Origin of the sequence: Novosphingobium silvae, from assembly GCF_009856825.1 — a bacterium.
GTDB lineage: Bacteria > Pseudomonadota > Alphaproteobacteria > Sphingomonadales > Sphingomonadaceae > Novosphingobium > Novosphingobium silvae.
In genome coordinates, this window is the sequence record NZ_WVTD01000013.1 from 20,281 (window position 1) to 43,758 (window position 23,478).

Annotated in this window: 18 protein-coding genes and 1 riboswitch; of the genes, 6 read left to right on the forward strand and 12 right to left on the reverse strand. The window is 65.2% G+C overall.

Annotated elements, in window-relative coordinates; translation table 11 throughout:
• Positions 1 to 6: 6 nt before the first annotated feature.
• The 3 genes from GR702_RS15695 to GR702_RS15705 all read right to left on the reverse strand — a co-directional run bounded on the left by GR702_RS15695 (position 7) and on the right by GR702_RS15705 (position 4,752).
• The gene (locus tag GR702_RS15695) at positions 7 to 2,187 is read right to left on the reverse strand and encodes a TonB-dependent receptor (protein ID WP_237449743.1); all 2,181 of its coding nucleotides are present in this window, start codon (positions 2,185 to 2,187) and stop codon (positions 7 to 9) included.
• Positions 2,179 to 2,300: riboswitch (TPP riboswitch) on the reverse strand. (Overlaps the previous gene by 9 nt.)
• Positions 2,301 to 2,506: 206 nt before the next feature.
• Positions 2,507 to 3,076, reverse strand: coding sequence for an ankyrin repeat domain-containing protein (locus GR702_RS15700; protein WP_160986727.1), 570 nt, complete (start codon positions 3,074 to 3,076; stop codon positions 2,507 to 2,509).
• The gene (locus tag GR702_RS15705) at positions 3,073 to 4,752 is read right to left on the reverse strand and encodes a catalase (RefSeq protein ID WP_160986728.1); all 1,680 of its coding nucleotides are present in this window, start codon (positions 4,750 to 4,752) and stop codon (positions 3,073 to 3,075) included. Before GR702_RS15705 ends, GR702_RS15700 begins: the two co-directional genes overlap by 4 nt.
• Positions 4,753 to 5,033: 281 nt before the next feature.
• Here GR702_RS15705 and GR702_RS15710 point away from each other — a divergent pair, with 281 nt between their 5' ends.
• Positions 5,034 to 5,927, forward strand: a complete 894-nt coding sequence (locus GR702_RS15710) for a 2-dehydro-3-deoxygalactonokinase (RefSeq protein WP_160986809.1) — start codon at positions 5,034 to 5,036, stop codon at positions 5,925 to 5,927.
• Positions 5,924 to 6,556: a 2-dehydro-3-deoxy-6-phosphogalactonate aldolase gene (locus GR702_RS15715; RefSeq protein WP_160986729.1), complete on the forward strand. Its 633-nt coding sequence runs from the start codon at positions 5,924 to 5,926 to the stop codon at positions 6,554 to 6,556. Before GR702_RS15710 ends, GR702_RS15715 begins: the two co-directional genes overlap by 4 nt.
• A 15-nt stretch (positions 6,557 to 6,571) precedes the next feature.
• Here the strand turns inward: GR702_RS15715 and GR702_RS15720 are convergent, their stop codons facing one another.
• The 4 genes from GR702_RS15720 to GR702_RS15735 are packed head-to-tail and all read right to left on the reverse strand — an operon-like array spanning position 6,572 to position 10,698.
• Positions 6,572 to 6,847, reverse strand: a complete 276-nt coding sequence (locus tag GR702_RS15720; RefSeq protein WP_160986730.1) for a hypothetical protein — start codon at positions 6,845 to 6,847, stop codon at positions 6,572 to 6,574.
• Positions 6,844 to 9,366: a cbb3-type cytochrome c oxidase subunit I gene (locus GR702_RS15725; protein WP_160986731.1), complete on the reverse strand. Its 2,523-nt coding sequence runs from the start codon at positions 9,364 to 9,366 to the stop codon at positions 6,844 to 6,846. Before GR702_RS15725 ends, GR702_RS15720 begins: the two co-directional genes overlap by 4 nt.
• Positions 9,363 to 10,325, reverse strand: coding sequence for a cytochrome c oxidase subunit II (locus tag GR702_RS15730; RefSeq protein ID WP_160986732.1), 963 nt, complete (start codon positions 10,323 to 10,325; stop codon positions 9,363 to 9,365). Before GR702_RS15730 ends, GR702_RS15725 begins: the two co-directional genes overlap by 4 nt.
• Complete coding sequence (locus tag GR702_RS15735) at positions 10,315 to 10,698, reverse strand: c-type cytochrome (RefSeq protein ID WP_160986733.1); 384 nt, start codon at positions 10,696 to 10,698, stop codon at positions 10,315 to 10,317. The genes GR702_RS15730 and GR702_RS15735 overlap by 11 nt, the downstream gene beginning before the upstream one ends.
• Positions 10,699 to 10,740: 42 nt before the next feature.
• Here GR702_RS15735 and GR702_RS15740 point away from each other — a divergent pair, with 42 nt between their 5' ends.
• The gene (locus GR702_RS15740) at positions 10,741 to 11,382 is read left to right on the forward strand and encodes a c-type cytochrome (protein ID WP_160986734.1); all 642 of its coding nucleotides are present in this window, start codon (positions 10,741 to 10,743) and stop codon (positions 11,380 to 11,382) included.
• On the opposite strand, the gene GR702_RS15745 is transcribed toward GR702_RS15740, so the two are convergent.
• On the reverse strand, positions 11,306 to 11,947 hold the full coding sequence (locus GR702_RS15745) for a cytochrome b/b6 domain-containing protein (protein ID WP_160986735.1): 642 nt from the start codon (positions 11,945 to 11,947) through the stop codon (positions 11,306 to 11,308). The genes GR702_RS15740 and GR702_RS15745 overlap by 77 nt on opposite strands.
• Positions 11,944 to 12,669: a cytochrome c oxidase assembly protein gene (locus tag GR702_RS15750; protein WP_160986736.1), complete on the reverse strand. Its 726-nt coding sequence runs from the start codon at positions 12,667 to 12,669 to the stop codon at positions 11,944 to 11,946. Before GR702_RS15750 ends, GR702_RS15745 begins: the two co-directional genes overlap by 4 nt.
• Positions 12,670 to 12,873: 204 nt before the next feature.
• Here GR702_RS15750 and GR702_RS15755 point away from each other — a divergent pair, with 204 nt between their 5' ends.
• Positions 12,874 to 15,783, forward strand: coding sequence for a PAS domain-containing protein (locus GR702_RS15755; protein ID WP_160986737.1), 2,910 nt, complete (start codon positions 12,874 to 12,876; stop codon positions 15,781 to 15,783).
• Positions 15,784 to 15,799: 16 nt separating this feature from the next.
• Here GR702_RS15755 and GR702_RS15760 read toward each other — a convergent pair whose 3' ends face one another.
• The 3 genes from GR702_RS15760 to GR702_RS15770 form a co-directional block, all read right to left on the reverse strand.
• On the reverse strand, positions 15,800 to 18,589 hold the full coding sequence (locus GR702_RS15760; protein WP_160986738.1) for a bifunctional diguanylate cyclase/phosphodiesterase: 2,790 nt from the start codon (positions 18,587 to 18,589) through the stop codon (positions 15,800 to 15,802).
• Positions 18,590 to 18,659: 70 nt separating this feature from the next.
• Positions 18,660 to 20,087 carry a sensor histidine kinase gene (locus tag GR702_RS15765; protein WP_419880306.1) on the reverse strand — a complete coding sequence of 476 codons (1,428 nt, stop codon included), beginning with the start codon at positions 20,085 to 20,087 and terminating at the stop codon, positions 18,660 to 18,662.
• Positions 20,077 to 20,742, reverse strand: coding sequence for a response regulator (locus tag GR702_RS15770; RefSeq protein WP_337192624.1), 666 nt, complete (start codon positions 20,740 to 20,742; stop codon positions 20,077 to 20,079). Before GR702_RS15770 ends, GR702_RS15765 begins: the two co-directional genes overlap by 11 nt.
• Before the next feature lie 95 nt (positions 20,743 to 20,837).
• Here GR702_RS15770 and GR702_RS15775 point away from each other — a divergent pair, with 95 nt between their 5' ends.
• Together GR702_RS15775 and GR702_RS15780 are read left to right on the forward strand one after the other, a co-directional pair.
• On the forward strand, positions 20,838 to 21,929 hold the full coding sequence (locus GR702_RS15775) for an ABC transporter substrate-binding protein (protein ID WP_160986740.1): 1,092 nt from the start codon (positions 20,838 to 20,840) through the stop codon (positions 21,927 to 21,929).
• Positions 21,926 to 23,446 carry an OprO/OprP family phosphate-selective porin gene (locus GR702_RS15780; RefSeq protein WP_160986741.1) on the forward strand — a complete coding sequence of 507 codons (1,521 nt, stop codon included), beginning with the start codon at positions 21,926 to 21,928 and terminating at the stop codon, positions 23,444 to 23,446. The genes GR702_RS15775 and GR702_RS15780 overlap by 4 nt, the downstream gene beginning before the upstream one ends.
• Positions 23,447 to 23,478 lie beyond the last annotated feature (32 nt).

The window sequence follows — 23,478 nt, forward strand, 5'->3', positions numbered from 1 at the left end:
CCTTCCTCAGAAGCGGCGGGTCGCGCCGAGGCCGAACTGGCGGCCGGTGTTGATGGTGAAACTGTCGAAAGGGCCACCCGGGCCAAGGCCGAGGAGAAGCGGAAGCTGCTGTTGCCCGAAGGCGGAAATCGCCCAGCGCCTGTCGAACAGGTTCTTGCCCCAGATCTCCAGGCTCCATGATCCCAGATCGACGCCGATCCTTCCATCGACGGAGGCATAGCCGGGCGAGTGCAGGATGTTGTCTATCTCGAAGTCCACGCGCGAGACATAGGCGACGCTCACGCGCGCATCGATCTTCGCCGCTCCGCGTGTGCCCTGCCAGCCCAGCCCGGCGTTGACCGTCCAGTCGGGCGCGTTAGGCGTGCGCTTTCCCTCAAGATCGAGGATCGACGGCTCACCGGGCTCCGGCGTGGGATTGGGCGTGGTATAGCGTCCCACACGGCTATGGGTCCACGCGGCGCCGGCATCCACGCCGAAGCCGAGGCCGAGGTCCGCCTGTGCCGATGCCTCGATGCCGTGAACGTCCACCTTGGGGACGGAGAGCACGACCGAATTGCCGAGGAAAACCGTGTTCTGGAAGTTGCTGTAATCGGTAACGAAGCCGGCGAGCGCCACGCGCAGGCGGCCCTCGGCGAGACGAGCCTTGAGGCCGGCTTCCAGCGACTTGACCGTTTCTGCCGCGAAGTTAGCGCTCCAGATGTCCGAAGGGCCGGGCAGGGGATTGAAGCCGCCCGACTTGAATCCGACCGACCCTGTCGCATAAGTGGTGAAGTTATCGGTCGGATGCCAGGCGATGGAAAGCTTGGGCTGCCACTTCTCGAACGTGCGGGCGCGCCGTGCGTACGTGGTACCGGTGCGGGTGCCAACCGTGTCCTCCTTGCGGCGGTCCCGATCGTAGCGCAGGCCGATGGTCGTCTCCAGCGTGGGCAGCAGGTCGTAGCTCGCCTGCGCGAAGAGGCCGATCTGGTTCGACCGGGTTTCCGCGCGCTGAGGCTCGGCACCGAACAGGAGAGGGCCAAGATCGTCGGTCCGGTCGCGCTCCAGTCTCTGGAAGAACACGCCGGCATGCCAGCGGAATGGCCCCGCACCCTGCGAGGTCAGGCGCAGCTCGCTGGTCCAGGCCTCGATGTCGACCGGCTGCGAGATGGGCTGGATGCCGTTCGGGAAAAGCGGGATGCCATCGAGTGTGAGGGGCGTGTCGTGCCGGAAATCCAGTTCCTCGACGAAGTCCTTGTGATAGTTGTCGTAGCTCGACCGCCATGTGAGAAGCAGCCTGTCGCCCAGTTCCTGCTCGAGCTCCGCCTGGGTGCCCCACCACTCCCTCGAAGCGCGACCCTCGAAATCGCCCTGTGGATCCGTCAGCGCGTCTCCCGACAGCCTGCCGCCATATAGCCCGGTGACGTTGCCGGAGGAGATGTAGGCCGCGCCGCCTTCCTCGTTGGCCCAACCGGCACGCAGCTTGAGCGTGCCCGTCTCAGAAAGGGCGATACGGGCTTTCAGGCGAAGATTGCGGCTGATGAAGCCGTCCACCTTCCGCCCAAGATAGCTGTTGCGGATGAAGCCGTCGGTATTGCGATAGGAGCCGGCAAGGCGCAGCTGCACACGGTCCGATACGGGAGCGTTCGCCACGCCGTCCACCGTCCAAGTGAAGCCGTTTCCGATCCCTGCGGAGGCCAGGCCGCCTGCCTCGTTCGTCGGATCGCTCGTCGCCAGGTCTATTGCGCCACCCGATGCGGAACGCCCGAAAAGCGCGCCCTGCGGTCCCTTGAGGATTTCCACTCGCGCCACGTCGTAGGTGCGCAGCGTGAACAGCTCGGAATCGGCCAGCGCCAGACCGTCCACGACGTAGGCGATGGACGGGGACTGGTTGCGGTTGGTCGAAACGCCGCGCACGGTGATCATGTTGGTGCCGGGGTCCTGATCGTTGATCATGAACACGCCGGGCGTTTCGGCGATGAAGTCGTCAATCGTGGTAAGCTTGCGCCGGACGATGTCCTCGCGCGTGAAGACGGTCACCGTGTCCGGCACCGCGAGCTGCGCCTCGGGCCGGCCGCGCGCCGTCACGACGATGGGATCATCGCCCGCCATGTCTTCCGCCAGGGCAAGCCCGGGGTGAAGGGCCGCAAGCGTGAAACCGGCGCCAAGCACCGTGCATAGAACAGAATCGGTCAGGCCGCGCCCGCACATAGTCCCTATTCCTCCGCCGGCATGAACCGGATCAGGTTCGCGGGTTTGCAGACTGGGCAATGCCCGATCCGCCTCTCAGCCCTGACAGCGCCAGGACACCCCGTGGGTTGAAGATGTGTGGTGCGCTTAGGAAAAGAGGGTGGGTGCGTCAATCATTGCACGTTGATGGAGACCCCCGCACAGCGGTGAGATGGCCGCAGCGCTGCCGATGGGCAACGTGTTTCCGCTTCCGCTGCGATGACCTCTATGCCGCCCGAAGCCGGCGTTCCCTGCCGCAGTCTTTTGGTCGGAACTTTCGCGATCAGGGAACGCCTGCCCGTCAGCGCCGAGCCGGTGAGGAGAGCCGCGAGGCCAGCGCCTCGTTGCCCTGTTGCTGCGCCACGGAAGCGGCGGAGCGACCGGACAGGTCCGTGACGCCCGGATCGGCGCCCGCCGCCAGCAGCATATCGACCTGCGCGGTCCTGCCGAACAGCGCCGCCATCATCAAGGCGGTCTGACCCGCCTTGTTGCGGGCATCGACGCTGCACTTCTCCTTGAGGAGCCGCGCCGCTATGCGGTCGTCTCCCTTGAAGGCAACACCCATCTGTGCGGTGTTCCCCTGGTTGAGGTCCGGCTTGCACGGATCTGCCCCGGCCCTGATCAGCGCTTCCACCGCTTCGGGCTGACCGTTGTACGCAGCAAGGATCAGCGGAGTGAAGCCCCGTGCCTCATAGGCGTCCACGTCCGTGCCATTCTCGACGAGGAGCGGGATGAGGTCGGTCCGGCCCAGCTTTGCCGCCTCGAACAGCAGCTCCTGCCGCCGTTCGGGCGGCGGCAGGGTGGCCGTGGGGAGCGCCGCCGTGGGAACGGCGGCGGCTACCGCGGACGCGAGCAGTGCGGCGAAGATCACTGCTGCCCCGCATAGCGTGCATCCACCGTGCTCCGGTATTCGGCTACGGCGCGATCGACCTCGTTCATCGGCACCTTGATCGCCTTGGCGAGCCGGGTGCCCAGGTCCTTGTCGGCCTGCGTGAAGTAGCTGACCATGATCACCTTGGTCCGCATGGAGGTGACGACGCCAAGATCCCCAGCCAGGTTCTTCACAAGGTCCGCCTTGTCCGCAGGCTTGAGCGCCCTGTAGAACTGGCCTGCCTGATCGAACGGCTCGGTCTTGGAGATCGGTGCCGTCCGGGCGATGGCGTCGATCTTGTAAGGCGTCGGAGCGAATGCGGGATCCACCGACTTTCCTTCGGTCACCGACGGGAAGTAGTTCACGTCCACCTTCCCGCGCGCATGATCGAGAGCGCCGTCCTGGTAGTTGTTCACCACTGGCACCCGGGGCTTGTTCACCGGCAGGTCCATCACGTTCGCGCCGACGCGGTAGCGCTGCGTGTCCGAATACGAGAACAGGCGGCCCTGGAGCATGCGGTCGGGCGAAGGCTCGATCCCCGGCACCAGGTTCGCAGGTGCGAAGGCCGACTGCTCGGTCCAGCGGAAGAAGTTCTCCGGCACCTCGTTCAGCGTCATCTCGCCGATCTTCCGGAAGGGGACGCCGAGCCACTCCTTCGTGTCGTCGAACGGATTGTAGGGCAGGGCGCCCAGTTCCTCAGGGCTCATGGTCTGGACCATGAGATCCCATGTCGGGTAATCGCCCGCAGCGATCGAGCCGTAGAGGTCGTCCGTCAGGAAGTTGGCAGGCGCCTTGGCGACGGCATCTCCGTTGAGGCTCTTCACGCCCTGCCGGCTGATCCAGCGGAACTTGGCGAAGACCACTTTCCCGTCCTTGTTGACGAGCTTGAAGGCATGCACGCCATTGCCGTCCATCGTGCGATAGGACGCAGGCGTGCCCAAGTTGGAGTAGACATGCACCAGCATGTTGGTGGCTTCCGGAGTGCCCGAGAAGAACTCGAAGAAGCGGTTGGGATCCTGCTTGTTGGTCACTGGCGAAGGCTTGAGCGAGTGGATCATGTCCGGGAACTGGATCGCATCGCGGATGAAGAAGATCGGCAGGTTGTTGCCGACAAGGTCCCAGTTGCCCTGATCGGAGTAGAACTTGACGGCAAAGCCATGCGGATCGCGCGCGGTTTCGGGAGATCCCGCAGGGTGGATCACCGTCGAGAAGCGGACGAACACCGGGGTTTCCTTGCCCGGCTGAGCGAAGAGCGAGGCCTTCGTCACGTCCGAAAGATCCGCCGTCGACCGGAAGACGCCAAGCGCGCCCGTGCCGCGCGCATGGACAACACGCTCGGGGATGCGCTCGCGATCGAACCGGGCGAGCTTCTCGATGAGGGTCACGTCTTCGAGGAGGACCGGGCCCATGTCGCCGGCTGCCAGCGAGTTGCGATTGGAGCCGATCGGGGCACCGTTGTCGCGGGTCATCTGCGGCGACCTACCCGAGGATGCCCCCGCCCGTGCGTCGACCGTACCGGAAACGCCGGCCTGGTCGGCAAGCGGCTTCGCTGCGGCCATCGGGGCGGCAACGGTCGTCATCCGGTCTTCGACTTGGGTGGCGGTCTGCGCGAGGGCAAGACTGGTTGGTAATACTGATACTGTGGCTGCAAGCAGCAGCTGCGACGGACGCTTCATGACGTTTCTCCTATGGGTGGCGAGAAATGTCCGAACGGGCCGAGCCACTCCAGCTACATTCATTCATCACTGTAATCGGGATTGTCGTTCATCCTGCGGCAAGGTGCGCCTCCGGCTTCCCGCTTGAGAAAAATTCCGTCTCCGCGGCTATGCAGGCAGCGCCGCCGGTACTAGTCGGAGCCATGGTGCGGGAACGCTACCAGTGATGATCGATCTGGCCGGCTTCGCCCGTGCGATCCGCACCTGTACGATGAGGAGTGACTAGCCGTGTCCCTGCCCCCATGCGCACCCATCCGGGTATCAAGGTGAACGTGCCTTTCATCGCGGTGGACTGGGGCACGACGAACCGCCGCGCCTATCTCATCGAGGATGGACACATCGCGCAGACGGAACGCGACGACATGGGGGTCCTCGCGGTCAAGCCGGGCGAGTTCCCGGGCCATGTTGCGCGGCTTCGTGCTCGGCTAGGCAACCATCCGATCGTCATGGCGGGGATGGTGGGGTCGAACCGTGGCTGGCTCGATGCCGGATATGTCGGCTGCCCCTCCACGCTTGAAGCGCTCGCCGCGAAGGTGGTCCGGCCGGAGCGCGATGTCGCCATCGTCCCGGGTGTCTGCGTCGATGCACAAGGGCGCGCAGACGTGATGCGCGGCGAGGAGGTGCAGTTGCTGGGCGCGGTTGCCGCCGGCCTCGCTCCACCCGACGCGCTTCTCTGCCAGCCCGGAACGCACAACAAGTGGGCGGTGATGAAGGCTGGGGCGATCCTTGACTTCGCGACCGCCATGACCGGCGAGATGTTTGCACTCCTCAAGGCGCACGCCCTCATCGGCAGCGAGATGACCGGCGACGTGGACGCAGGCGCCTCGTTTCGCGAAGGTGTGGAGGCAAGCGGGCAGGACGATCTTCTTTCAGCGCTGTTCGGGGTCAGGGCTGCCGCGGTGCTGGGCAGGCGCGCTTCCGGCGAGGCGGCTGCCTACGTCAGCGGCCTGCTGATCGGCAGCGACTGCCGGGCGCGCATAGACCGGCCTGGCCAGCAAGTGCACCTTCTGGCGGATGGGCTTCTGGCGAGCCTCTACACCGTTGCGATCGAGCTTGTCGGCGGCCAAGCCGTCGTCGTCGACAGCCATGCCGCGTTCGTTGCCGGCATCACCCATATCAGGAACCTCATGCCATGATCGACTTCGCTTCCGCCTTCGCCGCACTTCCGCTGGTCGCAATCCTGCGCGGCATCCGCGCTGACGAGGTCGAGGCGGCGGGTGAGGCTCTCGTCGAGGCAGGGTTCACTCTGATCGAGGTGCCCCTGAACTCGCCGGACCCGCTCAGCAGCATCGAACGCCTCGCAAGGCGCGTGGGGGACAAGGCCATCGTCGGAGCGGGCACGGTGCTCACGAGCGTTCAGGTGGGCGAAGTGCAGGACGCAGGCGGGGCGATGATCGTCTCGCCCAACACCGACATCCGCGTCATCGCGGAAAGCGCGGCGCGCGGCATGGTCTCCCTGCCGGGGTACTTCACGCCGAGCGAGGCTTTTGCCGCTCTCCAGGCGGGGGCAACCGGGTTGAAGCTGTTTCCGGCCGAGGCTGCGACACCTGCGGTGGTGAAGGCGCAGCGCGCGGTGCTGCCGAAGCACGTGCCGCTGCTGGCGGTGGGAGGCATCACGCCCGACAACATGGGGCCCTGGCAGGCAGCGGGTGCCGACGGATTTGGCCTTGGTTCGGCCCTCTACCGCGCCGGTGCCTCTGCCGACGAGATCGCCGCAAATGCCCGCGCTTTTGCAGCGGGTTGGGCTGCGCTGAAGGCTAGCTGACAGGTCACGGCCGCCCTACCCGGAGAACCATGGTGGCAACGCCTGCCACAACACGGCGACGAGGCCCAGGCCCGTTCCGCCCACGGCAACGGAACGTCGCCACCGGGTGAACGCCTCGTCGCGGTCGAGGCGCAGGGCATAGATCAGGAGCAGGGCCTCGGCTGCAAGGCACGGCACTGTCAGGATCACCGTGAGCATGCGCGAAGGCGCAAACTCCGCGATGGCGTAAAGGCCGAAGAAGTGCACGGCCCACACCAGCAGTCCCCCCAGCAGGATCGCCCAGGTCTTCACGCCCCTATCGCCCGGGCGAAAAGCGTGGCGACCAGCCCCTGCGCGCCCACATAGGCGGTGAACATGCATACGAGGTCGAGCGTGTTGCTGGCCCCATCGACGATGAGCCCGCGCATCTTCCGCCAGCCAAGGTAGAGCGCCATCAGCGCAGCAATGCCGACGATCATGCCTTGGAGAGTGAGAAGAGCGTAGACTGCGGCGCCTTGTCCGCTCGCATCGGGTGCAAGGGTTTTCAACCAGACGCCGATGTCCAGCCACAGCAGGACTGGCGCCAGCGCGGCCGCGGCAATGACCGGGACGACGGCCCAGACGGCGCCGCGCCGGTGCAGCAGGCGGGTGGCCCCGGCAGCGATCACGATCGCGACGTATCCCAACGCCAGCGGCACCGCGCCCGAAAGGGCAGGAGGCTTCGTCCAGAACGAAGGCTGGTTGCTCCAGAGGAAGGCCAGGCCGAACAGCGCCATGGCGAAGATCATGCCAAGAACGATGAGGAGGATCGTCATTGCCCACCAGCCATGGGTCTGCGGCCCCGTGGCATAAGTCGGCACACGGATGCCCGCGCCGATATCGACTTCCCTCTCGGGAACGCGGATGTCGGTTTCCGACAGCCACCTGATCACCGCAAGCACTCCCAGCACCGCGCTCACGCCCGCGAAGAGGTAGGCCTGCACCGTCAGTGCAAGGAAGAAACCGGCGGTCAGCAATGCGGCGGCAAAAGGCCAGAAGGAAGGGCCAGGCATGATCTGCAGGTACTGCGGCTCGGCGAGGAGCGGACTGGTGACGATGGTCTCGCGCCGCCCGGTCGCGGATCTTGGCAGGAAGTAGCGCCCCTGCTCGACATTGTCGCTGATCGAGGGATCGTCCCACAGGGGCTCGCGGCTGCGCACCACCGGGATGGACCGGGTTGAGTAAAGGGCGGTGGGCAACCACTCCAGAGTGCCGGCGCCGAAGACGTTCCCTGCCTCGCCGTCATCAGGTGCGAGGCGGAAATTGCGCGCCATGTCGATCAGGAACAGCAGCACGCCGGCAGCCAGCATGAAGGCGCCAAGGGTGGAGACAAGGTTCAGCACGTCCCACCCGCTTCCGGGAAGATATGTGTAGACGCGCCTTGGCATGCCCATGAGGCCCGACAGGTGCATGGGCATGAAGGCGATGTTCATCCCGGCGAACATCAGCCCGAAAATCCATCTTCCCCATCGTTCGGAAAGCGGCCGACGACTGACCATCGGTATCCAGTAGTACATCGCCGCGAACAGCGGGAAGACCATGCCTCCGATCAGGACGTAGTGCAGATGGGCGACGATGAAGTAGGTGTCATGCACCTGCCAGTCGAAGGGGACGAGCGCGACCATCACGCCCGTCAATCCCCCGCTCACGAAGATCACGACGCTGCCCATGGCGAAAAGCCCCGGCGTGTTGAAACGGGGCTTGCCTACAGCGAATGTCGCTATCCACGAGAACACCTGGATGCCCGCGGGCAAGCTTACCGCCATCGAAGCGGCGGAGAAGAACCCGGCAGTCATGGGCGGAAGGCCGGTGGCGAACATATGGTGCGCCCAGACGCCGAAGCTGATGAAGCCCGTTGCCACCATGGCCAAAACGATGAGGCGATAACCGACCAGTTCGGCGCGTGCCACGGTCGGAATGATCATGCTCATCATGCCGGCCGCGGGGAGGAAGATGATGTAGACCTCGGGATGGCCGAAGAACCAGAACAGGTGCTGCCACAGCAGCGGGTCACCGCCGCGCGTGGCATCGAAGAAGGGCCAGTTAAAGGCTCGCTCGATTTCGAGCAGCAGGGTCGCCAGGATCACGCTTGGGAAAGCGATGACGATCATCACGGCGAAGACCAGCATTGCCCATGCGAAGATCGGCATCTTGTCGAGGCTCATGCCGGGAGCGCGATGCCGCAGCACGCCGACGATGATCTCGATGGCGCCCGCGATGGCGCTGATCTCGATGAAGCCGATGCCGAGCAGCCAGAAATCCGTGTTGATGCCGGGCGAGAACGCCTTTGACGTGAGGGGCGGATACATGAACCAGCCCCCGTCGGGAGCAAGTCCGATGAACAGCGAGCCGAAGAAGGCGAGCCCACCTACCGCATAGGCCCAGAAGGCATAGGCGGAGAGCCGCGGGAAAGGCAGATCGCGGGCAGCCAGCATCTGCGGCAGCAGCAACACGCCCGCCGCCTCCACCATCGGCACCGCGAACAGGAACATCATCACCGTGCCGTGCATGGTGAAGACCTGGTTGTAGGTGGCCTGGGGCAGCACGTGCATCAGCGGCGCGGCAAGCTGCACTCGCATCAGCAGCCCGAGCACGCCCGCCAGCAGGAAGAACAGGAATGCCGTGCCGAGGTAATAGATGCCGACGTAGTTGTTGTTGACGACCGTGAGGTACTCCCAGCCCTTTGGCGCACACCAGATGCGCTTGAGCTCCTCCTCCTCGGCCTCGGGTCTCTCGTCCTTCGTGGGGAAGCGATCGAACAGGGCGTGGTCGAACCCGGTTTCCGACTTCATTTCAGCCCGGCCAGATAGTCTGCAAGGGCATTAAGTTCGCGCGCGTCGAGCTGCTTGTAGTTCGGCATGCGATTGCCAGGCTTGATCGTCTGGCTGTCGGCGATCCAGCCGGCAAGCGTGCCGCGATTATTGGGCAGGATGCCGGCTCCCAGAGTCCGGCGCGAGCCGACATGGGTCAGGTCGGGACCGGCAAGGCCAGCCGCCTGCGTTCCCGCGATGGTGTGGCAGGCGGCGCAGCCGCTCGCCATGAACAGTTCCTGCCCGCGCGAGGTGACCGATGCCGGGCGCGCTGCAAGACGCGATGCCCGCCACCTGTCGAAGCTCTCGGGCGTATGGGCAACGACGGCGAAGCCCATGAGGGCGTGGGGACCTCCGCAATATTCGGCACACTGGCCGCCGAAGGTGCCGGGCTGATCGGCCTGGATCCGCAGGAGGTTCCGCCGTCCGGGTATCATGTTCATCTTGCCGGCGAGGCGCGGAACCCAGAAGCTGTGGATCACGTCGGCTGAGTCCAGCTCAAGGAGAACCGTGCTGCCCACGGGGACGTGAAGCTCGTTGGCATCTCGGATCACCGTTCGCCCGCTCTCGTCCAGGTAGGCGACCCGCCACCACCACATCTCGCCCGTGATGCGCACCCGCATCTCCCCCGGGCGCGGAGCCTTTGCCGCCAGATCGCCGGTGAGCCACAATCCCCAGACGAGCAGCGCGGTCAAGACCACCACGGGAAAGGCGATGCCTCCGATCCAGATCGCACGATCCCCGCCAAGCCGGCGGCGCAGCGAGGGCGCTCCCCACAGAGCGACGGCAAGCGCGGCAAGGACGATTGCCAGCACCACGGTGCCGCCGATCAGCAGGGCCCAGGCAAGAAGGGTCACCGGTTCGGAGTATGGTCCCGCCGGATTGAGCACCGCGGGCGGCCAGCCGCCAAGCACGGCTTTCAACTGGGTTTCAGTGGGCATCGGGCTGGTGGAGAAAAGCGGCGATGTCTTCAGCCTGCTGTCGTGTCATGGGGACCTTGGGCATGGCGGTTCCGGGTACGGTTGCCGGCGGATCGAGGAGGTAGGCGGTTAATTCGGCAGGGCGGTTGGGAAGGCTGCCGGCTATCACTCCCCGCTCGGCAAGGTTTGTGAGGTCGGGACCGGTCGCTCCCTCGGGCCAGATTCCCGGGATCTTGTGGCATGCGCCGCAGCCCAGTTGCCCTGCAGCCAATCGACCGCGCTTGATCGCTTCGGGCTGCGCATCGTGAGGCGCGACCGGCACGTCTTCGCACGCGGAAAGCAGTGGCAACATGGCCATAAGCGCGAAAAGTGCCCCCGTCCTGTGATCATCCATCGCCTTGGGGAACAGTCGGTTCTGCCGATGGTTCCGTTGCGGATGCGTCGATTTCTCCCCGCAGCTACGCTCTTCCTGTCCGCAGGCCTCGCTGGATGCGGGGCGGAGGGCGGCAATCCCGCATTCCGCGCAAGCGGCGAAGTGATTGCCCTCAGCGGCGGCGATGGCGGAGCGGCGAACGCTTGCGCGACATGCCATGGATTGAGAGGCGAGGGAGACGGCAGGCTCGTCCCGCGCCTGGCCGGACTGGATGCCGGCTATCTGCACCGCCAGCTCGACGATTACCACAATGGCCGCCGCGAGCATGTCGAGATGCGCGCGATCGTGCGGAGACTGAGCGGAGAAGATCGGGCGAAGGTGTCGGCCTATTATGCGGGGCTGCCCGCCACCGGCGCGTCTTTCGTCCGTAGTTCAAAACTCTATGAGGAGCGCTGCGCGAGTTGCCATGGCGCGAATGGGGAAGGGGGCGGCGCTGCCAACCCACCCCTTGCCGGGCAGTCACCGGTCTATATAGCCGCGCAGCTGAAGGCCTGGCGGGCGGGCAAGCGGCGCGGCGACGGAATGGGAGTGATGCTGGCGATCAGCCGCTCGCTATCTCCCGAGGAAATCAACCTCCTTGCAAGCCATGCCGAGGCTGTGTCTCCACAGCCTCGTCGGCCTTCAGCTCCGGCAGCATCCCGATAAGCACGTCATGCTTGTCCCAGAAGTGGTGCTTGATCGCCGCGCCGGCATGAGCGGGGATCATGGCGAGCAGGCACAGGACCAGGACCGCGTGCATCCCCTCGGCCCAGTCGAGCACGCTCCACTGGATGGCGATCGGAATGTCGTGGAAGGGCATCTGCGGCCAGGGAACGCCGAAGAGCGACAGGTCGGGGCCATCGCCGAGCGCCGACCACATGGCCCATCCGCTTAGCGGCAGCCCGAAAAAGCAGATGTAGAACAGGCCGTGCGTGAGGTAGGCGAGCTTTGTCTGCCAGCCCAGCGCATCAGCATCGTTGGTCGGCCCCGGCACGATCGTGCGCCACGCAAGCCGCATCGCGGCCAGCACCAGCATGAGCAGGCCCAACTCGGAATGAAGGCGATAACCTTCGAGCTTTTCGATACCGACGGGCACACGCCCCATGTGCCAGCCCCAGTAGAGCTGGAACGTGATGAGCGCGGCCATGGTCCAGTGGAAGATCACTCCCACCGGGGAATAGCGCCGATTGGCGGTATGGCGCGCTGCCCACTTGCGGATTGCCTCGATCACGCTGGTACGGGTCCTGCGGTAGCATCCTCTCGCGTGCGCATCCAGGCTCCGGCGAGGTACAGGGCGGCGAGGAGATACGCCCCGCCCCCCGGAACCCACATGACTAGGCCTGCCAGTTGCTGATCCTCGAGGGGCGAGAGCCCCCAGGGCTGCGTCGTGGTCCAGTGCCAAGCATAGATGGCTCGTCCCGCGAACGTCAGGAGCGCGCCGAGGAGCCCCATCTGCATCATGGTGCCCAGCAGGGCTGCCCCTGCGGCAGGCGCGGAGGCAGACACTACCGCGCGCCAGAAGCATATCGCCGTGCCGAGCAGGGTCACCTGCATCAACGCATATCCCGCATCATGGGCAAGGGCGAAGGCATAGGCCGCAGGCGCGTGCCAGGCCCACAGCACTACGGCATGAACGATCGTCCACATCGCGAGGCCCCCGGACCGGCGGGGCAGTGCAAGGGCGATGAGCGGGGCCGCTAGCGTTATCAGCAGCACGTGGTGCACGGTCCTTGCGCTGAACAGCGCCGAAGACAGCGCACACAGAGGGGAGACGAAAAGCACCGCAAGAACCGCGAACCCCGCCACGAGTGCGCCTTGCCGTGCGCCCATCTGCCGAAAGATCACGTATCCGGCTCCCAGCACCAGCAGCAGCAGCGGGTCCAGGTTCCATCGCAAGAGGATTTCGGCGGGAAGCGGCGCCGCGCCGCAGTAAGGGAGGGTAGCTGGCTCCATCCACCCCCAACTACCCCCGCCCGTTGCGGTTCCCGGGCCTTCAAGGCAAGTGGCGACGCGGTGAGCCGAAGCGGCAGGAAACGGGAAGGCTTGCCCACCGGGAACGTAAGGGGCGCGATATACTTTCAAGGAGAAGCGCACTAGCGATCTCACCGGGAGGCCGCCGGGTCCGTCCCGAGAGCAGGAACGACAGAGCCCAGCCGAATGATTGACGTTTCCTCTCCCGAGGCCCGCCGCAACGAGGCGCTGGCCACGTACCATGTTCTTGATACGCAACCTGAAATAGCGTTCGACGAGATTGCGGGTCTGGCTGCGGCGATCTGCGGCGCACCTATCGCTGTAGTGAACCTGGTTGCCGGCGACCGGCAGTTCTTCAAGGCGGAAGTCGGCCTGGGCGTACGTGAAACACCGTTGGAAACCTCCTTCTGCGTCAGGGCGCTGCAGGAAGAGGACTTCCTGATGATACCCGATGCGCAGGCCGATGCGCATTTCTGCAGCAATCCGCTCGTGACCGGCGAACCGGGTATTCGCTTCTATGCCGGTGCCTTGCTCAAGACGGCGGCGGGGACGCCCATCGGAACTCTCTGTGTGCTCGACTACAAGGCACGCACTCTGGATTCCATGCAGGAACAGGCGCTGCGCGTGCTTGCCCGCCAGACGATGGCCACGCTTGAACTGCGTCGTGCGGCCCTCATGGCGGAGCGGCAGAGCGCGCGCATGCAGCAGGCTGAGAGAGCGGGCGGAGTAGGACTGTTCACGCTGGACCTGTCGGCGGACATCGTCATCCCGACGGCTGAGTTCTGCCGCCTCCATGGCCTTCCCGCCGAGGCGCAATATCCGTTTTCTGCGTTCCAGGCACAGGTCATACCTGAGGATCGGCACCTCCTCACGCCTCTGCAAGCCCGCACCCATGGGAATGCCGCGCGCAGCCTCGTCTACCGCGTGCAGCTTGAACCGGCAGGGCAGGTCCGGTGGCTGGAACGCACCGGAGAGCTGGAGCTGGATGCGGACGGCACGCCTTGTCGCTTCGTTGGTGCGGCCCGCGACATCACCGAACAACGCGAAACTGTGGACGCACTCACGCGCAGCGAGGAGCGCTATCGCGCACTGTTCGAGGCGGTTGACGATGGATTCTGCATCATCGAGTTCTTCGATGGGCCGCATGGACCTCTGAGCGACTATGTCCATGTGGAGGCGAACGCCGGCTACGAACGGCAATCGGGCATACCGAACGTCGTGGGCGTGACCTTGCGGGAACTGGAGCCCGACGATGCGGAAGGATGGGCTGAGCTATACGGCAACGTCCTGAGAACGGGGGAACCGATCCGCTTCGAGCGGTACTTCGTCGCGGCCGGTCGTCACATCGAAGTTTCCGCCGCCAGAGTCGAACCGGTGAGCAGACGCCAGGTATCGGTGCTTTTCCGCGATATCGAGGCACGGAAGAATGCAGAGGCGGCGCTGCGCGCGAGCGAGGCTCTCGCCCGCGAGAACGTCGATCGGGTTAAGCTGGCGCTGTCGGCGGGTGCGATCCTCGGCACCTGGATCTGGGATGTTCCGAGCGACAGCTTCACCGTGGACGAAGCGTTCGCGCAAGCATTCGGCCTTGATCCGGCGCTGGGCCTTGAAGGTTTCGGCATGGCCAAGATCGTCGCCTCGGTTCATCCGGAAGACCGGGCCGCGCTTTCCTCGGCCGTGCGCGAGGCATTGAGGAAGGGAGGCACATACGCGCACTCCTATCGTGTCCGCCGGGCCGATGGGGAATATCACTGGATCGAGGCGAACGGGCGCGTCGAACGCGACGCCGACGGGCGGGCGCTTCGCTTCCCCGGTGTGCTCATCAACATCGAGGAGCGCCGCCTGATCCAGGAGGAGCGCGATCGTGCCGCGGCCGAGTTGCGGGCCCTGAACGAGACGCTGGAACAGCGCGTCGTCGAACGTACTGTCGAGCTGATGGAGGCGGAGGAACAGCTGCGCCAGGCCCAGAAGATGGAGGCCGTCGGCCAGCTTACCGGCGGCCTCGCACATGACTTCAACAACCTGCTCGCCGGCATATCGGGTGCCCTGGAGATGGTGGGCACCCGCCTGAAACAGGGCAGGGTCGCAGACGTCGACAAGTACCTCGTGGCCGCACAGGGAGCATCACGGCGGGCTGCCGCACTGACTCACCGTCTGCTGGCGTTCTCGCGCCGGCAGACGCTCGATCCCCGCCCGACGAACGTCAACGCGCTGGTCAATGGCCTGGCCGATATGATCCAGCGAACGGTGGGACCGGCGATCCGCGTGGAGACCGTGGGTGCGGCCGGTCTATGGCCGACGCTGGTCGATCCCAGCCAGCTCGAGAACTCGATCCTGAACCTGTGCATCAACGCCCGGGACGCCATGCCCGATGGCGGCCGCATCACCATCGAGACGGCGAACAAGTGGCTCGACCGCGATGGCGCACGCACTCACGACATTCCGGAGGGACAGTACCTCTCCCTATGCGTGACCGATACCGGCACCGGCATGACGCCGAACGTGATCGCGAAGGCCTTCGACCCGTTCTTCACGACGAAGCCGATCGGCCAGGGCACGGGGCTGGGCCTTTCGATGATCTACGGCTTCGCCAAGCAATCGGGCGGGCAGGTGCGCATCTATTCGGAGGTCGGGCAGGGCACCACTGTGTGCATCTACCTTCCGCGCCATTATGGCGACTCTGTCCAGGAGGGGGTGGAGCCGGTCGTCATGCCAGTGGCGAACGCCGAGGCCGGCGAGACCATCCTGGTCGTGGACGACGAGCCCAGCGTCCGCATGCTGGTCACCGACACTCTCGAGGAACTGGGCTACACCGTCATCGAGGCCGCGGACAGCGCCTCGGGGCTCAAGGTCCTGCAATCGGGCACCCGCATCGATCTGCTGATCAGCGATGTCGGCCTGCCGGGGGGCATGAACGGCCGTCAGATGGCCGATGCGGCGAGAGAAAGCAGGCCCGGCCTCAAGGTGCTGTTCATCACCGGCTACGCCGAGAACTCGGTGATCGGGAACGGCCATCTGCAGCCGGGCATGCAGGTCCTCACCAAGCCCTTCGTGGTGGATACCATTGCCGCCCGGGTGCGGGATCTCATGGCGGGGTGAGGACAGGTAGAGGCGATCAGGCGCTCTGCCTGTCGGCTTGCCTTGCCAGCAGGCTCGGGGACAGCCCGGGCCGACCGAAGTAGTACCCTTGCGCCTCGTCGCAGCCTTGCTCTTTCAGCAGATCGAGCTGGCTTGCCGTTTCCACACCTTCCGCGAGCACCGGCACCTGCAGGCTCTGGCCAAGCGCCAGGACTGCCTTGATGATGGCGCGCGCCTGCGCATTGTCGGACTTCATGAGGAACGACTTGTCGATCTTGATCTTGTCGAATGGGAAGGAATGAAGCGTGTCGAGCGAGGAATAGCCCGTGCCGAAATCGTCTATGGCGATGCTCACGCCAAGCCCCTTGATCCGGCGCAGCAGGTGCAAGGCGCGCAGCTTGTCGGCGATGATGGCGGTTTCGGTAATTTCCAGCTCAAGCCGCGAGGGTGACAGGCCCGTATCCACAAGGATGCCATGGACCACCTCGACGATGTCGGTTTGGCCCAGTTGCACGGCGGAGAGGTTCACCGCGACTTTCAGCTCCGGCGCCCAGGAGCGCGCCTCACGGCACGCTTCGCGCAGAACCCACTCGCCGATCCGGAAGATTTCGCCCGTTTCCTCGGCAACGACGATGAACTCATCGGGCCGCACCAGACCGCGCGTCGGGTGGTGCCAGCGCAGAAGCGCCTCGTAGCCGCTGAGTTCGCCGGTCGCCAGGCAATGCTGGGGCTGGTAGAGCACGGTCAGCTCGTCCCGATCGATCGCCTGGCGCAGGTCGTTGGCAATCTGGCGGCGTGCGCGGGCGGTCTCGTCCATGGCGGGTTCGTAGTAGGCGATCCGCTCGCCCACGCTCGCCTTCGCGCGGTACATCGCTAGGTCGGCATTGTTGAGCAGTTGCTCTCGCTGGCGCGCATCCTGGGGGAACACTGCCAGGCCGATGCTGGCATCGAGGTGGAAACCGTTTTCGCCCGCGCCGAAAGGCGTTGAGAAACAGGCCTCGAGACGATCCACGAAGTGGGCGAGCTCGGCCTTGTCCTTGTACCGCTTGGCGGCGGCGAATTCATCCCCGCCAAGTCGCGCGACGATTTCGCCTTCGGCAAGAACGTCCAGGAGACGCCGGGAAAGGTGCTGTAGGGCAGAGTCCCCCGCTGCGTGGCCACGCGTGTCATTGATTTCCTTGAAGCGGTCGAGATCGATGATCACGGTCGCAAGCTCGTGGCCGAAATGTTCGGCCTGTGCGATTTCGGCATCGATCCAATGCGTGAAGCTGGTGCGGTTCGGCAGGCCCGTGAGGCCGTCGTGCATAGCCATGTGAGCGATGCGGGCGTCCGACCGGCGACGCTCGGTCACGTCCTCGAAGGTCGTTACCCATCCGCCCTCGGGCATGGAGCGCCCCATCATCGAGACCACGAGATCGTCGCCAAGCTCCAGTATCACCGGTGAGCCACCGGCGTCGGCCGGAGCGACGGCGAGAAGGCCCTGCAGTTCCCCGATCCGTCCCTGCGGGACATCGGCCTTTGCGTGGACCTCGAGCACCTTTCGGCTCACTTCGGAAATGGTCAGGCCCACGAGGTTGACGTCGCGGTCGAGGCCCCAGATCTCCTTGAAGCGCGTGTTGACGACGCGAAGCCGCTCGTCCGGGCCGAAAAGGCACAGGCCTTGGTGCATGTTCCCGAGCGCCGCGTCCAGATGACCGGCAAGAGCTTTCAAGCGGTCCTCGTCTTCCTTGTAACGGGTCATGTCGCGGGTGATCTTCGCGAAGCCGATGTGCCTGCCATCCTCCTCGGCGACCTTCTCGATCGTCACATGGGCCCAGAAGCGGCTTCCATCGCGCCGCACCCGCCAGCCTTCGCCGCTGAACTTGCCGTTCTCGGCGGCCTCGGCGAGCGCCCGCTGGGGCATGTGATCGGCGCGGTCCTCTTGTGTGTAGAACTCCGCCAGCGGCATACCGATGGCCTCGCTGTCGATGTAGCCCTTCAGCCGCTGTGCACCCGCGTTCCAGTTCGCAACCCGGCCGCCGCGATCCAGCATGTAGATCGCGCAGTCGGTGATGCCCTTGACGATGATCGCCATGTCGCGTTCGCTGGCATGAAGGACAAGCCGCGCCTTCCGCGACACGGTCAGGATGGCAATGCAGATCGCCAGCAGGAACAGGGCGCTTGTCGCGATCGATGTCGCCATCATCTCGGGAGAAAGGAGAACGCCAGTGCGCGTCGGAAGCGGGGCAGGCACGAGACGCACGGCCGCCATGCCGGTGAAGTGCAGGAGCACTATCGATAAGGTCATCGCCAGCCCCGCAGCAACGCCGCTTCGAACCGAGCGGCCGCGGACAGCAAGCACCAGAGCGGGATAGGCGAGCGCTATGGCGAGCAGCACCGAGACGACGACGTATGCGGGATTCCAGATGATCGTCGCCGGCAGTTCCATTGCGGACATGCCGATGTAGTGCATAGCCGCCACGCCGCCCCCGCCAAGCACGCTGGCCAGCGCAAAGCCTTGACGGTCCTGCCAGAAGAGAGCCGTTGAAAACGACATGGTGGTCATCGCGATCGCGGTGACGAGCGAGAACGCCGTGGCGGGTATCCGGAATCCGGCGATCACGCCTGTATCGTAGCCGAGCATCGCGACGAAGTGCGTCGCCCAGATCCCGAACCCGATCGCTGTACCGGCGGTGCAGATCCACCGCGTCGCGGAAAGCCCGCGCAGGTGCCGGGCGTGGCGAAGCAGTTGCACAGAAGTAATGGTGGAAATCACGCAAATGACTGCGGCGAGCAGGACAAGCCACTCGTTGTGCTGGTCGCGGATGCACCGCAGAACGTCGAACATCGGAAAATAAGCCCCCGGAATCACGAGAGCGAAGGTTAGTGTCCGTTGGTTAACGTGTGCCTAAGGTACTTCACATGCAGTGCTTCTCCCGAACTTGACCCGTATGGGAGGGCGGAAAAATGATGGTGACGCGTAGTCCCGGCGCAGCATCGTCAAGCTCCAGCGAAGCTCCTAGCCGCTCGGTCACGGCCTTGACGATGGCCAGGCCGAGGCCGGTGCCGGGAGGTCCCTGCTCGCCCTGCAGCCGGGCAAAACGATCCAGCGCGTGCTCTCGCAAAGCGGCGGGAATGCCTGGGCCGCTGTCAGTGACCGTCAGCCGAATGCCGGTGTCGCATGTTGCCAGCGCGATCGTGGCGACGCCGCCGCGACGGTTGTAGCGGATTGCATTGTCGACCAGGTTGGAGAGCATCTCGAACACGAGCGCCCGGTGCCCATCCACCAGGACGGGACCATCGACGTAGCATTCAAAGGTCAACTCCACGTCTGCCTCTATTGCCTGTCGAATGCGGCGTGAAATGACCGCGCGGCTCACCTCGCCCAGATCAACCGGTAGGAACGGCGGCTGCTTTCCCGCCTCGTCGGCGCGGGCGAGCGCAAGCAGCTGCGTCAGCAGCCGTTCCAGTCGATCGGTTGCTTCCTCGATCTCCTGCAGGGCTTCTGCCGATCCTCGGCGTGCAAGCGCTATCTGCACTTTGAGCACCGACAGCGGCGTGCGCATCTGGTGTGAGGCATCCGCCGTAAAGCGGCGCATCCCGGTGGTGGCATGGTCAAGCCTTGCCAGCAGCTGATTGAACGAGCGCGAAAGGGGCCGAAGCTCAGCCGGCAACGGTCCTGTCTGGAGAGGCGAGAGGTCCGGTGCGGCGCGGGTGTCCCGGCCCTCGATCACCGTTCGCAGTTCCGCGAGCGGCCGCAAGCTCCAGCCCAGCGCTGGCCTGATGAGGAGAAGGACGATGCCGATCAGCACGAATTCGCCGATCAGAAGCGCCGTCATCAACCCGCGTTCCAGGGACCGGCGATTGTCCAGCGTTTCCGCTACCTGGACCACGACCGGCGCGCTCACCCGAGGAAGGTCGCGGCGGATTTCGGCGATCCGGATGCGCTGGTCGCGATAATCGGCAAAGCGGTAGCGAGGCCGCTCCGACGAGAGGGTGGAGAGATCCGGCGCGGGCAGATCGGCATACCCCGTCAGCAACCTGCCGCCCACGGCGATGCGATAATAGACATTGTCGCGCTCGGAGTTCTCCAGCATGCCGAAAGCGGCAGGCGGAAGATCAAGCGTGACTTCACCGCGCTCCACCTGGACCGTCTCGGCGATTGCTCCCAGCGCCCCGCCCAGTACGCGATCGTTGGTGCGCCGCACGACATCGGAGATCAGCACCCAGCCGATGAGGCCCAGCAGAAGTGCGGGAATGACCAGGGGTACCATCATCGCCGCCAGCAAACGATGGCGCAGCGATACGGCGTCCCGGGTGTCAGCGGGGGCCGTGTCAGTCACGATCGAGCATGTACCCGACCCCGCGCACGGTGCGAATGGCGGGGCCATCGGGCGCAAGCTTGCTGCGGAGGCGAGTGACGTTCACTTCCAGAGCATTGGATCCAACCGGATCGTCGAAGCCAAAGACCTCGGCCTGGAGTGTTTCGCGGCCGACGATCTGGCCTGCGCGGGACGCAAGCGCCTCGAGCACGGACCATTCCCGGCGGCGCAGCTCGACGGGGCGCCCTGCCACTTCCACGCGGCCCGTGGAGCGATTGATGGTCATGGTCCCGATCCGCACTTCCGGTGCGGCATCGCCGCCGCGCCTGCGACCGAGCGCCCGTACGCGGGCTTCCAGTTCCTCCACCTGGAAGGGCTTGCGAAGGTAATCGTCCGCGCCAAGGTCGAGCCCGCGCACCCTGTCGTCCAGACCGTCACGCGCGGTGAGCATCAGGACCTGCGCCTGGTCGCCTCGCGCCCGAAGGCGAGCGAGCACCTCGAACCCGTCGATGTCGGGCAGGCCCACGTCGAGTATCACCAGCGAATAGGGCTCGTTCGAAAGGACGGAGAGCGCATCTTCGCCGCAACCGACATGATCGACTGCGTGGCCCGCAGCGCGCAGCAACGACACGACGCCGCGCGCAAGGGCGGCGTCGTCTTCGACAATCAGGATCCGCACGCAGAGAAACCGTGAAAGGTGAATGACAGGTTGCAATCGTAGAGCATGGTCACTGCTTATCCGACATCCGAGGCGGAAAGCGAGAGGAACCGGCATTGCGAATCTTCATCCCTGTCCTGGCCTTGGTAGCGCTGCTTGCACTACCTGCCGATGCGCAAAGCCCGGCTGCACGCCGGCCGGATGGCTATCCCCGCTCTTATGACGCCACCATGTCGGAGGCTCGGGCGGAAGGCCGCGTCCGCATATACGCCAATGCAGACCGGGCCGAGCTTGTCCCCGTGGTGGCCGAATTCAAGCGTCGGTTTCCGGGCATCAAGGTGTTCTACGCAGATGTAGGCTCGACGGAGATGTACGACCGTTACGTGCGCGAGACACGGGCACGGCAGTATTCCGCAGACATCGTCTGGTCCTCCGCTATGGACCTGCAGATCAAGCTTATCAACGACGGCTACGCCCAGCAGTACGCCAGTCCCGAAAAGCCTTACTTGCCATCGACGGCCGTGTGGAAGAACATGGGCTTCGGCGTCACGGCCGAGCCGATCGGCATCGTCTACAATCGCAAGCTGGTGCCTGCAGGGCAGGTTCCACGCAGTCACCAGGCGCTGGAAGACCTGCTCCGCGCCCGCCGCGCCGAGTTTGCCGGAAAGGTCGCGACTTTCGATCCGGTGCGGTCGAACACCGGCTATCTCTATCTCTCGCAAGATTTCCAGACGACCCGCGATACCCGCAGCCTGGTGGAGGCAATCGCGGCCACACGCCCGGTCCTTTCGACCAGCACGCAGCCCATGCTTGACGGGGTAGCCTCGGGCAGGCTTGCCATCGCTTACAACGTGATCGGTTCCTATGCGCTGGAGCAGGCGCGCCGGCACCCTGACCTCGGCGTGGTGTTCCCGCAAGACTACACGCTCGTGACTTCCCGCATCGCCTTCATCTCGCGGGAGGCGAGGCACCCTGCGGCCGCGCGCCTGTTCCTCGACTTCCTTCTGTCCCGCGCCGGGCAGACGCAGCTTGCCCGCCACAGCCTCTGGCCGGTCCGCACCGACATCGCCGCACGGCGTCTGCCTGCCGGACAGGCCCGCGTCGTGCGCGTCGGCCCACAGCTTCTCGTCAACCTCGATCGCCTGACCCGCGAGCGCTTCCTGCGCGAATGGAACGCGATCCTGACCACCGGAAAAGACAAACCATGACACGACCCTTCACGACCGGAGCGGCGATCCTTGCGCTGGTCGTAGCAACTCCTGCGCTGGCCCAGACGCCAAGCCGCGACGATCTTGCCGAGCTCGTGCGTGCGCAGGCGGCGGAGATTGCGTCGCTGCGTCAGCGCGTCGAGAAACTGGAAGCCGAGCGCACGCCGCTCGCCGCAGCGCCGACGCAGGCTCCTCAGCCGATCAGCCGCCCCGCAGCCCCCGTGCTTGCATCCGGTGGCCCGGCGCAAGTGGCAGAGGGCTCTTCCCCGTCCATCGTCACCCAGCCCTATGCGCCGCAACTGCTGCCCCCCGGGCCGGCCGAACGCGACGTGGAACGCGTGCGGGCCGCGGCAGTGACGGCATCGGGCGTCAGCACCGAGTGGGGGCAGGGGCTGCCGGTCTTCCATTCGGCCGACGGCGTGTTCAGCTTCAAGCCGCGCGGGCGCATCATATTCGATGCCAGCACCTCGTTCGGATCGGATCATGATGGGCGCAATCTCACCACCACCGGAATGCGGGCCCTGCGCATGGGCCTGGAAGGCACCGTCGGCACGCACTTCTTCTATCAGTTCGAAAGCGATTTCTCGGAGAACGAGGTTGACGTCGTCACGGCCTTCATGGGCTGGCGCAACCGCATCTCGCCGCGCCTGGATTACGACGTGCGCATCGGCCACCTGTTCAACGACCGTGGGTTCGAAGGTTCAACGGGGTCTGATTCCACGCCCTTCCTTGAACGCAACACGGTGGGCACCGCGATCATTCCGCAGCGCGCGTTCTACGGGCTTGGCATCATGCCGCGCCTGTTCTGGAAGACAGGACACGCCTCGCTGACGCTGACAGGCGACCGGATCGATGGCGACCAATCGACATCCGACAACCGCACCGTTCTGGGCCGGGTGCACTGGAACCCGATCAAGTCCGATCGACAGGTCCTCCACCTCGGCATCTGGGGTTTCGACGAGATGCTCCAGCCCGGCAAGAACACGCTGACGCGCAACACCGTCATCGGAGGGCGGTTCAACGGTGCCCTCAGGCTTTCTACCGGGACGATCATCGGTGGGACCGGCACCACGGGCTACGGGGCCGAACTGGGCGGATACTCCGGTCCGGTCTGGGTCATGGCCGAGGCGGGCGAGCGCCACGCGCGGCTCGATGCGGGCCGCCCCGACTTCGTCACGCGGGCGTGGAGCGTCAGCGGTGGCTGGTTCCTTACCGGCGACCTGCCGCCGTACAATCCGCGCCTCGGCAGCTTCGGACAACCCAAGGTGCTTCGCCCGATCTTCGAAGGGGGTCCCGGCGCGATCGAGCTGACCGCTCGCTACGAAAGCCTGGAGTTCGACGACATCGCGTTGCCCTCCGATGGCTGGGCCGCCACGCTCGGCGTCAATTGGTACCTCAACAGCTTCACCCGTTTCCAGGTGAACGCGATCCACTGGAGCACCGACAATGCCGCCGGTCCCTACACCGGCAGGGACGATGGCCAAACGCTATCCGCCCGCGTCGGCGTCACCTTCTGATCTCAACGACATAACCATGACTGGGAGACAAT

Coding starts and splice junctions, on each gene's coding strand:
- GR702_RS15695 (WP_237449743.1), bottom strand. CDS start 2,187: ATGTGCGGGCGCGGCCTGACCGATTCTGTTCTATGCACGGTGCTTGGC.
- GR702_RS15705 (WP_160986728.1), bottom strand. CDS start 4,752: ATGAAGCGTCCGTCGCAGCTGCTGCTTGCAGCCACAGTATCAGTATTA.
- GR702_RS15710 (WP_160986809.1), top strand. CDS start 5,034: ATGCGCACCCATCCGGGTATCAAGGTGAACGTGCCTTTCATCGCGGTG.
- GR702_RS15715 (WP_160986729.1), top strand. CDS start 5,924: ATGATCGACTTCGCTTCCGCCTTCGCCGCACTTCCGCTGGTCGCAATC.
- GR702_RS15725 (WP_160986731.1), bottom strand. CDS start 9,366: ATGAAGTCGGAAACCGGGTTCGACCACGCCCTGTTCGATCGCTTCCCC.
- GR702_RS15730 (WP_160986732.1), bottom strand. CDS start 10,325: ATGCCCACTGAAACCCAGTTGAAAGCCGTGCTTGGCGGCTGGCCGCCC.
- GR702_RS15735 (WP_160986733.1), bottom strand. CDS start 10,698: ATGGATGATCACAGGACGGGGGCACTTTTCGCGCTTATGGCCATGTTG.
- GR702_RS15740 (WP_160986734.1), top strand. CDS start 10,741: ATGCGTCGATTTCTCCCCGCAGCTACGCTCTTCCTGTCCGCAGGCCTC.
- GR702_RS15750 (WP_160986736.1), bottom strand. CDS start 12,669: ATGGAGCCAGCTACCCTCCCTTACTGCGGCGCGGCGCCGCTTCCCGCC.
- GR702_RS15755 (WP_160986737.1), top strand. CDS start 12,874: ATGATTGACGTTTCCTCTCCCGAGGCCCGCCGCAACGAGGCGCTGGCC.
- GR702_RS15760 (WP_160986738.1), bottom strand. CDS start 18,589: ATGTTCGACGTTCTGCGGTGCATCCGCGACCAGCACAACGAGTGGCTT.
- GR702_RS15780 (WP_160986741.1), top strand. CDS start 21,926: ATGACACGACCCTTCACGACCGGAGCGGCGATCCTTGCGCTGGTCGTA.